The following is an 11,773-nucleotide window of genomic DNA, read 5'->3' on the forward strand; positions in this document are numbered from 1 at the left end:
GATCACGTCATGACCCAGTACGTCCGCGACATCATGACCGGCCACCCGGTGACCGTGGAGCCGCAGACCTCCGTGACCGCGGTGGCCCGCCTCATGCGCGACCGGGACCTCGGTGCCGTCCTGGTCACGGACGGCGACGCACTGCGCGGACTGGTCACCGACCGCGACCTGGTGATCCGGTCCGTCGCGGACGGCGGCGACCCGGAGCAGACCACAGTGGCCGGCGCGTGCAGCGACGACCTGGTGACCGTACGGTCCGACGAGCAGCTGGACCACGCCGTCGAGGTGATGCGCGAACACGCCGTGCGCCGGGTACCGGTCGTCGACGACGGCCGCCCCGTCGGCATCGTCTCCCTCGGCGACCTGGCCATGGAGCGCGATCCGGAGTCGGCACTGGGCGACATCAGCGTGGCCCGGCCCAACCCGTAGGCGCCGGGCCCGGTGTTTCACGAGAATGCGCCGGGGGACCCGTCGGGCGACGGTGCCGGACACAGAAAGCAGAAGGAAGATGATGCTCCGTGACCACGGACACCAGTGAGAAACCCGTCGCCCGCCGCCAGGAGACCGGTTGGTCCACGGCCCGACGGCTGCGTGGCCGGGGTGCGATGCGCACCTGGATACCGGCCGTCGAGGACGGCACGAGCGCACACGCACCGCGGACGGGGCAGGAGTCGAACATCGTCAGGGGCGAGGACTGAACCGTCCCGGAGACACGAAGGACACCCCAGCGCGCCGGCCATGTGCCGGCGCGGTGCGCGTCCGGACCGGCCGCCGCCACGGGCGGCCCGCGGGTAATGTCGGCGAAAGGCTCCCGCCCGCCCGCCCCACCCCCTGCAAGGCACCGAACCGTCCATGAACCTCCTGGTCACCGGCGCAGCCGGATTCATAGGCTCCCGATACGTCCGGACACTGCTCGCCCCGGACGCCCCCGACGCGCCGCGGATCACGGTTCTGGACAGCCTCACCTACGCCGGCACTCTCGACGCCCTCCCACTCGGCCACCCCCGGCTGGACTTCGTGCACGGCGACATCCGCGACACCGCGCTGGTCGACAAACTGATGGCCGGCACCGACCAAGTGGTGCACTTCGCCGCCGAGTCCCACGTGGACCGGTCGATCGGCGCCGCCGCCGACTTCGTGCTCACCAACGTCGTCGGCACCCAGACCCTGCTGGACGCGGCCCTGCGGCACGGCGCGGACACCTTCGTGCACGTCTCCACCGACGAGGTCTACGGCTCGCTGGAGTCCGGTTCGGCCACGGAGGAGTATCCGCTGCGGCCCAGCTCCCCGTACGCCGCCTCCAAGGCGTCGGCCGACCTGCTCGCCCTCTCCTACCACCGCACCCACGGCCTGGACGTGCGGGTGACCCGGTGCTCCAACAACTATGGCCCGTACCAGTTCCCCGAAAAACTCGTGCCGCTGTTCGTCACCCACCTCCTCGACGGCCGGAAGGTCCCGCTGTACGGCGACGGGCGCAACGTCCGCGACTGGCTCCACGTGGACGACCACTGCCATGGCGTCGACCTGGTCCGTACCCGGGGCCGGGCCGGCCAGGTCTACAACATCGGCGGCGGCACCGAACTGACCAACCGCGAACTCACCGGCCTGCTTCTCGACGCCTGCGGCGCCGGCCGGGACCGGATCGAGTACGTCGCCGACCGCAAGGGCCACGACCTGCGCTACTCGGTCGACTGGAGCAAGGCCCGCGACGAACTGGGCTACCGTCCCGGCCGGGACTTCACGGCAGGGCTGGCCGGCACCGTCGCCTGGTACCGGGCCAACCGGGCCTGGTGGGAGACGCTCAAGCAAAGGACGGGGTCCGCCCCATAGGCTGGTTCCGTGCGACTGCTGCTCATGTCAGACACCCATCTGCCGAAGCGGGCGAAGGAACTGCCCGAAGCGCTGCTGGCGGAGATCCCGCGCGCCGACGTCGTCGTGCACGCGGGGGACTGGGTCGACACGGACACCCTCGACCTGCTGGAGCACCGCAGCCAACGGCTCGTCGGCGTGTACGGCAACAACGACGGGCCCGGCCTGCGTGCCCGGCTGCCCGAGGTGGCATACGCGGACCTCGGCGGCCTGCGCTTCGGCGTCGTCCACGAGACGGGCGCCGCCCAGGGGCGCGAGCGGCGCTGCGCCGCCCGCTTCCCGGACCTCGACGTCCTGGTCTTCGGACACAGCCACATCCCCTGGGACACCACCGCCGACACCGGCCTGCGGCTGCTCAACCCGGGTTCGCCGACCGACCGGCGCCGACAGCCGTACTGCACCTACATGACGGCCACGGTCGCCGACGGCCGGCTCGGGGACGTCGAACTGCACCGGCTGCCGCGGCGGTAGCGGGCCGGTTCAGCCGCCGGACGGGCCCGTCCAGTCCGCCGCCACGTGCCCGATCCGCACCCGCTGGGGGTGGTCGCCCACGGGGACGGACACCGACTTCTCGCCGGTCGCGAAGTCGATGGCGGTCACCTGGTCGGCGCCGCTCTCGGAGACCACGCAGTGCGTGCCGTCGCCGCTGACCGTGGCCCAGTACGGCTTCGCGGCGTTGACCAGCGGGCCCTCGCGCAGCGTCGCGCGGTCCACGACCGTCGCGTAGTCGTCCATCGTGCCCGCGACGCAGAGCTTGGTGCCGTCCGGGCTCATGGAGATGCCGTGGTGGCGCGAGTCGTTGACCCAGGTCGTGCGGTCGTCGTCGGTGGCCGGGTTCTCCGGCAGGGTCTTGGTGCGGGTGATCCGGTCGGTGGCGATGTCGTACTCGAAGAAGCCGTTGAAGAACGACACCTGGAAGTACAGCTTGGACTCGTCCGGCGAGAAGACGGCGGGCCGCACGGCGTCGGACCGGTCGCCGAGACCGATCGCGTCGAGGCGCTCGCGCATGTCGATCACCTTGACCTGCTCGTACGTCGTCGCGTCCACGACGGTGATGCGCCGGTCGCCCTTGGTCCAGTCCAGCCAGGGGGCGTCGAGCGCGGTGTTCACCTCGCCGATGGACATGTTCCAGATGTACCTGCCGTCGCGGGTGAAGATGTTCTCGTGCGGCTTGTCGCCGGTACGGAAGGAGCCGAGCTCCTCCCCGGACTCGATGTCCAGCACGTGCACGGTGTTGGAGGTGGACGCCGACACCGCGACCCGGGTGCCGTCGGGGGAGACCGCCATGTGGTCGGAGCGGTAGCCGGAGACCGGGAAGCGCCAGTTGATGTCACCGGTGGCGAGGTCCACGGACACGACGTCCGCGAAGCTCGGCCGGGAGACCACCACCGACGAGCCGTCCGGTGTCGAGTACATGTCATCGACGAACTGGTCATGCCCCTCGCCGACACTGTTGCGGATGGCCTGGAAGTAGATCCACTTGATCGGGTCGGCGTTGATCTCCGCCATCCGCTCCGCCTTGTCCGGGATGACGTCGATCCGGCCGATTCTCGCGAAGTCGCCGGTGGACCGGATGACGTCGGCGGTGCCGTCCCAGTTGTTGCCGACGAACATCACCTCGCGCAGAGCGGCAGGGGAGTCGGGGGCGGCCGCCGCGCCGGTCACGGGAGCGGCGGCGAGGGCGAGTGCGGTGGCGACGGCGGCGGCGCGGAGGAGCCTGGTTCGATGGGCGGGCATGCTGCTCTCCTCTGGCGGTGGGCGTGGCGGGGGCGCTGGCGCGCTGGCGCGCGCATTCTGAACACAGCCGCTTTCAGAGTGAACTTACTGCAAAGTAAGGAAGGAACGCCCTTCTCCACAAGACCGCGTACACGACAAAATTGGCCGCGGGTGGGGAAATGGCGGTGGCGGGCAGGGGGTGCGGGTGGCGGGCAGGCTCAGGGCGCCCACGGGACGCTACGGCGGCAAGTCCGCCGCACAACGCCAGGCCGAGCGCCGCCGGCGCTTCCTCGACGCCGCGCTCCAGCTCTTCGGCGACACCCCCGGCTACCGCGCCACGACCGTCGCCGCCCTCAGCGAGGCCGCGGGTCTGTCCACCCGCCAGTTCTACGAGGAGTTCCGCACCCTGGAGGACGTGCTCGCCGCCCTGCACCTCCAGGTCAACGACTGGGCCGAGCGAGCCGTCCTCGCGGCGGCGGCCGACGCGCGTGGGCTGCCCCTGCCCGAACGCGCCGGCGCGATCTTCCGCGCCTACGCCGCCGACGTCACCTCCGATCCCCGTCGCGTGCGCATCACCTTCGTCGAGATCATCGGGGTCAGCCCCCGCCTGGAGGAGCAGCGGCTGGCCCGCCGCGCCCGCTGGGTCGACCTCATCCGCGCCGAGGCCGAGTCCGCCGCCGCGCGCGGAGAGGCGGCGTCCCGCGACTACCGGCTCGCCGCCACGGCCTTCATCGGCGGCGTCAACGGCCTGCTGCACGACTACAGCGCGGGCTGGGTGGACGCGACCCTGGACGAGGTCGTCGACGAACTGGTCCGCCAGCTCCTGGCCGTGCTCCGGCCCCCCGGCTGGGGGGCCGGCCAGACGTGACCGGAGACCGATCCGCTTCCGGTCACTCGTCCCAGGCCTGGACGGTGGTCTGCTCGGCGATCGCGCCGCCCCGCAGCGACAGCATCGACTCGGCGAGCACCCGCACGCCGTCCGGGTACACGCACTCCTCGGTGAAGGCGACCTGGTCGCCCTGCACGAGGCACCGGGTCAGCCGGTGCGACATGTCGCGGCTGTACACGTCGTCGAGCATCTCGGCGATCTCGTCCCGGCCGTGCAGGACCTTGGGGCGGCTGGGCTGGTCGTACCGGTCGACGATGCGGACCTCCGCGTCCGGCGCGTAGAGCGACACCAGGGGCGCCGCCGTCTCTCCTTCGATGCCCCGGCGCAGTGCTTCGACGTCGAAGCCGGGGCCGGCCTGAGCGCTCATGACGACCTCCTTTCGAAGACCGCGGCCCGAGGGGGCGGGCCGCACGGGCCCTTACTCCGAGCCTCCTCCGTCCGGGCGCCCACGGCAACGCGGCCGGGCGACTGGTCCCGTCGGGTGAGCGGCGCCGCCCGCCCGTGTCCGTCCGGTGCCCGGCACCGTTGCTCAGGACATGACTTCAACACGACGTATCGCCGCCGCCGTCGGGCTCGCCGCCGGTGTCGCCGGCCTCGCCGCGCCGATGGCGAGCGCCGCCGAGGGTGGCGCGCTGGGCGCCGACAAGCTCAGCGTGACCAAGACGCTCGACTCGCTCGCGGTGAGCGACATGCCCGCCGAGGACCGGGCCCGGATGCCGCGGCCCTCCCAGCAGTTGAACCGGCTCAACGACCTCAACCAGCTCCAGCAGGTCACCGGGCTCGTCTCCCCGCTGTTCGGAGCCGTCCCCGCGCTCGGCTGACGACCCGCGCGCACCAGGCCGCCGAGGGCCGCCCGGCACCGGGCGGCCCTCGGCGGCGTGCCGCGGGCGGACTCAGCCGCCGGCGGCCAGGAACTGGGTGGCCGCCAGCTCCGCGTACAGCGGATCGGCGGTGACCAGTTCCCGGTGCGTGCCCACGGCCCGGACCCGGCCCGCGTCCATCACCACGATCCGCTCGGCCATCGTCACCGTGGACAGCCGGTGCGCGACGACCAACACCGTCGTCGTACGGGCCACGTCGGCCACCGTGTCGCGCAGCGCCGCCTCGTTGACCGCGTCCAGCTGCGAGGTGGCCTCGTCGAGCAGCAGCAGCCGCGGACGGCGCAGCAGGGCGCGCGCGATGGCGACCCGCTGGCGTTCACCGCCCGACAGCTTGGTGCCGCGATGCCCGACCAGCGTCTCGAGGCCGTCCGGCAGCCGCGCCACCAGGGAATCGAGGCGGGTCGTCTTCACCACCGCGGCGACGGCGGCGTCGTCCGCCTCCGGGTTGCCCAGCAGCAGGTTGTTCCGCAGCGAACCGGACAGCACCGGCGCATCCTGCTCCACGTAACCGATCGCGGCCCGCAGCGAGGCCAGGTCCCAGTCCGCAAGGCTCCGGCCGTCCAGCGAGATCTCCCCCGAGACCGGATCGTAGAACCGCTCGACCAGGGAGAATACGGTGGTCTTGCCCGCTCCGGACGGACCGACGAAAGCCGTCATCCCCCGGGACGGCACTTCGAAGGTCACCCCGTGGTGGATGTAGGGCAGGTCGTCGGCGTAGCGGAAGCGGACGTCACGGAAGGCGACGGACGCAGGCTCCGAGCCCGGCGACGGCAGGGGCGCGGGACGGGCCGCGGGCTCCGCGGGCAGGCTCAGCGCGGCCTGGATGCGGGCGAGCGCCGCCTTGCCCGTCTGGTACTGCGTGATCGCGGAGACGACCTCCTGTATCGGCGACATCAGGTAGAACACGAACAGCAGGAACGCGACCAGCGTGCCGATGTCGATCGCCTCCGTCGCCACCCGGGCCCCGCCCACCGCGAGCACCGTGATGAACGCGGTCTGCATCGCCAGCCCGGCCGTGTTGCCCGCCGCCGCCGACCACTTGGCGGCGCGCACGCTCTGCCGCCAGGACTCCTCGGCGGCCTCGTGCAGCGCACGCTCCTCCCGGGGCTCGGCCCCGGACGCCTTCACCGTGCGCAGCGCGCCGAGTATCCGCTCCAGCGCGGCGCCCATCACGCCCACCGCGTCCTGCGCCTGCCGGCTCGCCCGGTTGATGCGCGGCACGATCAGGCCCAGCACCGTCCCCGCCCCGGCGACCACCGCCAGGGTGACCCCGAGCAGCACCGGGTCGACCAGGCCCATCATCACCAGGGTCGCCACCAGCGTGAGCCCGCCGGTGCCGAGGCCGACGAGGGAGTCGGTGGTGACCTCGCGCAGCAGGGTCGTGTCGGAGGTGATCCGGGCCATCAGGTCGCCGGGCTCGGTGCGGTCCACCGCGGTGATCCGCAGCCGCAGCAGATACGACGACAGGGTGCGCCGCGCGCCGAGCACCACGGACTCGGCGGTGCGCCGCAGCACGTACCCGCCCAGCGCGCCCAGCGCCGCGTTGGCGACCACCAGTCCCGACATGGCCAGCAGCGCGCCGGTGATGGCACGGTCGTGCGACAGGTCGTCGATCAGCTCCCGCGCCACCAGCGGCAGCATCAGCCCCGTGGCGCCGGTGACGAGGGAGAGCACGGCGCCCGCGAACAGGGCCCTGCGGTGCGGCCGTACGTACGTCAGCAGCTGCCGCCAGGCGGGCTGACCGGCTTCTGTCCCAGCGGTGCTCACGGCACTCCTTCGGCAGGTGGGCGGAGACATCAGGCTACGTGGGCCCCGAACACGGTCGGAGCGTTCCTTGGCGATCAGTTGCGCGTAGGCTCGGGGGGAACGCTGAACGGCCGAAGAAGGGGTCCAGACCATGGCGCAGGAAGTACGCGGCGTGATCGCACCGGGCAAGGACGAACCGGTGCGGATCGAGAAGATCGTCGTGCCCGATCCCGGACCGGGCGAGGCCGTGGTCAGTGTCCAGGCCTGCGGGGTGTGCCACACCGACCTGCACTACAAGCAGGGCGGCATCAGCGACGACTACCCCTTCCTGCTCGGCCACGAGGCCGCGGGCGTGGTCGAGTCGGTCGGTGCCGGCGTCACCGACGTCGCCCCCGGCGACTTCGTGATCCTCAACTGGCGCGCGGTGTGCGGCAAGTGCCGGGCCTGTCTGCGCGGACGCCCCTGGTACTGCTTCGACACCCACAACGCCGAGCAGAAGATGACGCTGGCCTCGACCGGCCAGGAACTCTCCCCGGCCCTCGGCATCGGTGCCTTCGCCGAGAAGACGCTGGTCGCCGCCGGACAGTGCACCAAGGTCGACCCGGGTGCCTCCGCTCAGGTGGCCGGCCTGCTGGGCTGCGGCGTGATGGCCGGCATCGGCGCCGCCATCAACACCGGCAACGTCGGCCGCGGCGACACCGTCGCCGTCATCGGCTGCGGCGGCGTCGGCGACGCGGCCATCGCCGGCTCCCACCTCGCCGGAGCCGCGAAGGTCATCGCCGTCGACATCGACGACCGCAAGCTGGAGACCGCTCGCTCCATGGGCGCCACCCACACCGTCAACTCCCGCGAGACCGACCCCGTCGAGGCGGTCCGCGAACTGACCGGCGGCTTCGGCGCCGACGTCGTCATCGAGGCCGTCGGCCGCCCGGAGACCTACCGGCAGGCCTTCTACGCCCGCGACCTGGCCGGCACCGTCGTCCTCGTCGGCGTCCCCACGCCCGAGATGAATCTGGAGCTGCCGCTCCTCGACGTCTTCGGCCGCGGCGGCTCCCTGAAGTCCTCCTGGTACGGCGACTGCCTGCCCTCCCGCGACTTCCCGATGCTCATCGACCTCCACCTCCAGGGCCGCCTGGACCTGGACAAGTTCGTCACCGAGACCATCCGGCTCGACGAGGTCGAGAAGGCCTTCGAGCGGATGCACGCCGGTGACGTGCTGCGTTCGGTGGTGGTGCTGTGATGACCGCCCGCATCGAACGCCTCGTCACCTCCGGGCAGTTCAGCCTCGACGGCGGCAGCTGGGACGTCGACAACAACGTCTGGCTGGTCGGCGACGACCACGAGGTGATCGTCATCGACGCCGCCCACGACGCCGACGCCATCGCCGAGGCCGTCGGCGACCGCCGGCTCACCGCCATCGTGTGCACCCACGCCCACAACGACCACGTGAACGCCGCGCCCGCCCTCGCCGAGCGCACCGGTGCCACCATCTGGCTGCACCGCGACGACATGCCCCTGTGGCAGCGGACCCACCCCGACCGCGACCCCGACGCCTGGCTGACCGACGGCCAGGTCATCGAGGCAGCCGGCGCCGACCTGACCGTCCTGCACACCCCCGGGCACGCGCCCGGCGCGGTCTGCCTCTACGACCCGGGCCTCGGCACCGTCTTCACCGGCGACACCCTCTTCCAGGGCGGCCCCGGCGCCACCGGACGCTCCTACTCCCACTTCCCGACGATCATCGACTCGATCCGCGACCGGCTTCTGGTGCTCCCGCCCGAGACCGAGGTCCGCACCGGTCACGGCGACCCGACCACCATCGGGGCCGAGGCACCGCACCTGGAGGAGTGGATCAAGCGCGGTCACTGACCCGGTGCGCGACGGCACCGGCGGGAAACACCCGTAAAAGGTGACAGAAGATGTCCGGCTTCCGAGGCACCCTCGAACACGAGATCAGCAGCAGTCGTGGGAGAGGAACGGAAGCCGGACATGGCACAATCACCGAACAAGCCGCTGGCGGGCAGGGTCGCGCTGGTCGCCGGAGCGACCCGCGGCGCCGGACGCGGCATCGCCGTCGAACTGGGCGCGGCCGGCGCCACCGTCTACGTCACCGGCCGCAGCACCCGCGCCCGCCGCTCCGAGTACGACCGCCCGGAGACCATCGAGGACACCGCCGACCTGGTCACCGAGGCCGGCGGCCACGGCATCGCCGTACCGACCGACCACCTCGATCCCACGCAGGTCGCCGCGCTCGTCGACCGCGTCGCCCGCGAGCAGGACCGCCTCGACGTCCTGGTCAACGACATCTGGGGCGGCGAGCACCTCTTCGCATGGGACAGCCCCGTCTGGGAGCACGACCTCGACAAGGGGCTCAGGCTGCTGCGGCTCGCGGTCGAGACCCATGCCGTCACCAGTCACCACGCCCTGCCGCTGCTGCTGCGCCGCCCCGGCGGACTGGTCGTGGAGGTCACCGACGGCACCGACGACTACAACCGCGACCACTACCGCGTCTCGTTCTTCTACGACCTCGCCAAGACGTCCGTCCTGCGCATGGCCTTCGCCCTCGGTCACGAGGTCGGCCCGCACGGCGCCACCGCCGTCGCGCTGACCCCGGGCTGGCTGCGCTCGGAGATCATGCTCGACCACTTCGGCGTGCGCGAGGACAACTGGCGCGACGCCCTCGACCGCGTCCCGCACTTCGCCATCTCGGAGACACCCCGCTACGTCGGCCGCGCCGTCACCGCCCTCGCCACCGACCCGCACGTGTCGCGCCTCAACGGGAAGTCCCTGTCCAGCGGAGGCCTGGCGCGGGAGTACGGCTTCACCGACCTCGACGGCAGCCGCCCGGACGCCTGGCGCTACCTCGTCGAGGTCCAGGACGCGGGCAAGCCGGCCGACGTCACCGGCTACCGCTGACGGGCGGCAGCGGCCACCGGGCCGCGTGACCCGGCGGCAGGGCCAGATCCTCGCGTACGGCCGAGTAGTAACCCTCGCGGCCGGCGCGCTGCCGGTCCAGCAGAACCTGCCAGGCCTCCGGGTCGCGCGTCCCCTCGCGCAGGAAGCGCTCCATGTCCAGTACCGCCACGACCCAGACCCGCGCCATCTCCACGACCTCCCTGCTGCCCAGCAGGAGCAGCGCCTCCCCGGCCGGGTCCCGGGCGAGCGTGGCCTCGGCCTGGGCCGACGCGGCCTCCTCCGGGCTCAGCGGATGGGGGTGCGGGTCGTTGCCGAGGTGGGCGGCGATCCGGTACGTCAGCGTGACGGAGGCCTTCAGAGCCCGGGCGTAGTCGGCGTACACCGCGAGCCTGCGCTCCTCCCAGCGCGCCGCCGTCTCCCGGCGGAACCGGGCCTGGTCACTGCGGACCACGGCGAGATACGAACCGAGGGCACCGATCACGACGCCTATGAGCGCGGGCAGTTGCTGCAAGAACACGGACATGCGGGCACGTTAGCCGCCGCGGTGATCGTTCCGGCAGTACGGTCGGTGCCCATGACGGAGACAGGGCGTTTCACGAACCACGGAGCACTGGTCACGGGCGCGGCCCGCGGCATCGGCGCGGCCACCGCCCGGCGGCTGGCCGCGGAGGGGGCGCGGGTACTGCTGACCGACGTCGACCTCGCCGCCGCGCGGCGGACGGCGCGGGAACTGGCCGAGCAGGGACTCGGCGTCGAGGCCTTCGGCTGCGACGTCACCGACCGGGCGTCCGTGGAGGCCGCCGTCGCCCACGCCGCGGACACCTTCGGCACCCTCGACGTCCTGGTCAACAACGCCTACGCCTGTACGCCGGACGCCCCGTTCTTCGAGGACGAGGCCGACGAGGCCTGGGCCCGCGACCTCGACGTCACCCTCACCGGCGCCTACCGCTGCTGCCGCGCCGCGCTGCCCCACCTCGCGGCCTCGGGACGCGGCGCGATCGTGAGCGTCGGCTCGGTCAACGGCGTCCAGGACTTCGGCAACCACGCCTACAGTGCCGCCAAGGCCGGCCTCGCCTCGCTCACCCGTACCCTCGCCGGGCACGCCGCGCCGCGCGGTGTCCGCGTCAACCTGGTGACGCCGGGCACCGTGCGCACCACCGCGTGGGAGGGCCGGGACGAGGACCTGGCGGCGGTCCGGGGGCTGTATCCGCTGGGCCGGGTCGGCGAACCCGAGGACATCGCGGCGGCCGTCGCCTTCCTCGCCTCCCGGGACGCCTCCTGGATCACCGGCACGACACTGGTCGTCGACGGCGGGCTGACCGCCGTGAACACCGGGTTCCGGCGCGCGGTCGGGCCGGAGGCGGGCGGGGAAGTGGTGGAGAACACAACGGGCGGGGCATGTGCGGCAGAACACAGCCGCGGGTAACGAACTCGCCCGCAGCTCTTGACAGATGAGAAGATCGACGTGACCAGCAACACGGTCCGTTATGTCCGATTGGCTGGCGATTACTCACATCGCCTTCACGCCCGGCGCCGTATGCTTCACAGCATGTCCACCACTGTTGAACCCTCCTCCGAGCGATCGGCTGCCGAGGTCAACGAGGAGATCCGGGCCCTGTGGCTCCGGTCGGGCGGGACACTGAGCGTCGAGCAGCGTGAGGAGTACCAGCGGCTCGTCATGGAGTGGGCCGCCGCGGACCCGGAGCACGCCGCCTGACCGGCGGCCCGGGCCTCCTCCGCGCCTCGCGGCCCCGGC

Annotated in this window: 15 protein-coding genes; 11 read left to right on the forward strand and 4 right to left on the reverse strand. The window is 72.3% G+C overall.

All coding sequences use genetic code 11. The features are described 5' to 3' along the window. The first annotated feature begins 9 nt into the window (after positions 1-9). From M6G08_RS22575 to M6G08_RS22590, 4 genes are all read left to right on the forward strand, one after another. On the forward strand, positions 10-429 hold the full coding sequence (locus M6G08_RS22575) for a CBS domain-containing protein (protein WP_272588976.1): 420 nt from the start codon (positions 10-12) through the stop codon (positions 427-429). 89 nt (positions 430-518) lie between these two features. Then, entirely contained in the window at positions 519-698 is a 180-nt protein-coding gene (locus M6G08_RS22580) for a hypothetical protein (protein ID WP_272588977.1), read from the forward strand. A 154-nt stretch (positions 699-852) separates the two neighbouring features. Continuing rightward, a complete protein-coding gene (gene rfbB / locus M6G08_RS22585) occupies positions 853-1,830 on the forward strand; it encodes a dTDP-glucose 4,6-dehydratase (protein ID WP_272588978.1) in 978 nt (325 codons plus the stop codon). Positions 1,831-1,839: 9 nt separating this feature from the next. Continuing rightward, positions 1,840-2,340, forward strand: coding sequence for a metallophosphoesterase family protein (locus tag M6G08_RS22590; protein ID WP_272588979.1), 501 nt, complete (start codon positions 1,840-1,842; stop codon positions 2,338-2,340). A 9-nt stretch (positions 2,341-2,349) separates the two neighbouring features. On the opposite strand, the gene M6G08_RS22595 is transcribed toward M6G08_RS22590, so the two are convergent. Beyond that, on the reverse strand, positions 2,350-3,606 hold the full coding sequence (locus M6G08_RS22595; RefSeq protein ID WP_272588980.1) for a YncE family protein: 1,257 nt from the start codon (positions 3,604-3,606) through the stop codon (positions 2,350-2,352). Positions 3,607-3,790: 184 nt separating this feature from the next. Here M6G08_RS22595 and M6G08_RS22600 point away from each other — a divergent pair, with 184 nt between their 5' ends. Further along, positions 3,791-4,453, forward strand: a complete 663-nt coding sequence (locus M6G08_RS22600) for a TetR/AcrR family transcriptional regulator (RefSeq protein WP_272588981.1) — start codon at positions 3,791-3,793, stop codon at positions 4,451-4,453. Between the two features lie 22 nt (positions 4,454-4,475). Here M6G08_RS22600 and M6G08_RS22605 read toward each other — a convergent pair whose 3' ends face one another. After that, complete coding sequence (locus tag M6G08_RS22605; protein ID WP_272588982.1) at positions 4,476-4,841, reverse strand: nuclear transport factor 2 family protein; 366 nt, start codon at positions 4,839-4,841, stop codon at positions 4,476-4,478. A 169-nt stretch (positions 4,842-5,010) separates the two neighbouring features. On the opposite strand from M6G08_RS22605, the gene M6G08_RS22610 reads away from it, so the two are divergent. After that, a complete protein-coding gene (locus M6G08_RS22610) occupies positions 5,011-5,295 on the forward strand; it encodes a hypothetical protein (RefSeq protein WP_272588983.1) in 285 nt (94 codons plus the stop codon). 72 nt (positions 5,296-5,367) lie between these two features. Here the strand turns inward: M6G08_RS22610 and M6G08_RS22615 are convergent, their stop codons facing one another. Further along, positions 5,368-7,122, reverse strand: a complete 1,755-nt coding sequence (locus M6G08_RS22615) for an ABC transporter ATP-binding protein (RefSeq protein WP_272588984.1) — start codon at positions 7,120-7,122, stop codon at positions 5,368-5,370. 130 nt (positions 7,123-7,252) lie between these two features. Here M6G08_RS22615 and M6G08_RS22620 point away from each other — a divergent pair, with 130 nt between their 5' ends. The 3 genes from M6G08_RS22620 to M6G08_RS22630 all read left to right on the forward strand — a co-directional run bounded on the left by M6G08_RS22620 (position 7,253) and on the right by M6G08_RS22630 (position 10,017). Then, entirely contained in the window at positions 7,253-8,341 is a 1,089-nt protein-coding gene (locus tag M6G08_RS22620) for an S-(hydroxymethyl)mycothiol dehydrogenase (RefSeq protein ID WP_272588985.1), read from the forward strand. Then, complete coding sequence (locus M6G08_RS22625; RefSeq protein WP_272588986.1) at positions 8,341-8,970, forward strand: MBL fold metallo-hydrolase; 630 nt, start codon at positions 8,341-8,343, stop codon at positions 8,968-8,970. The genes M6G08_RS22620 and M6G08_RS22625 overlap by 1 nt, the downstream gene beginning before the upstream one ends. Positions 8,971-9,090: 120 nt before the next feature. Next, on the forward strand, positions 9,091-10,017 hold the full coding sequence (locus M6G08_RS22630; protein WP_272588987.1) for an SDR family oxidoreductase: 927 nt from the start codon (positions 9,091-9,093) through the stop codon (positions 10,015-10,017). On the opposite strand, the gene M6G08_RS22635 is transcribed toward M6G08_RS22630, so the two are convergent. After that, positions 10,001-10,540 carry a hypothetical protein gene (locus tag M6G08_RS22635; protein WP_272588988.1) on the reverse strand — a complete coding sequence of 180 codons (540 nt, stop codon included), beginning with the start codon at positions 10,538-10,540 and terminating at the stop codon, positions 10,001-10,003. The genes M6G08_RS22630 and M6G08_RS22635 overlap by 17 nt on opposite strands. Positions 10,541-10,591: 51 nt before the next feature. Between M6G08_RS22635 and M6G08_RS22640 the strand changes: the two genes are divergently transcribed. After that, entirely contained in the window at positions 10,592-11,443 is an 852-nt protein-coding gene (locus M6G08_RS22640) for an SDR family NAD(P)-dependent oxidoreductase (RefSeq protein ID WP_272588989.1), read from the forward strand. A 111-nt stretch (positions 11,444-11,554) separates the two neighbouring features. Continuing rightward, a complete protein-coding gene (locus tag M6G08_RS22645) occupies positions 11,555-11,734 on the forward strand; it encodes a hypothetical protein (RefSeq protein WP_073728706.1) in 180 nt (59 codons plus the stop codon). Positions 11,735-11,773 lie beyond the last annotated feature (39 nt).

This window comes from Streptomyces sp. M92, assembly GCF_028473745.1.
Lineage (GTDB): Bacteria > Actinomycetota > Actinomycetes > Streptomycetales > Streptomycetaceae > Streptomyces.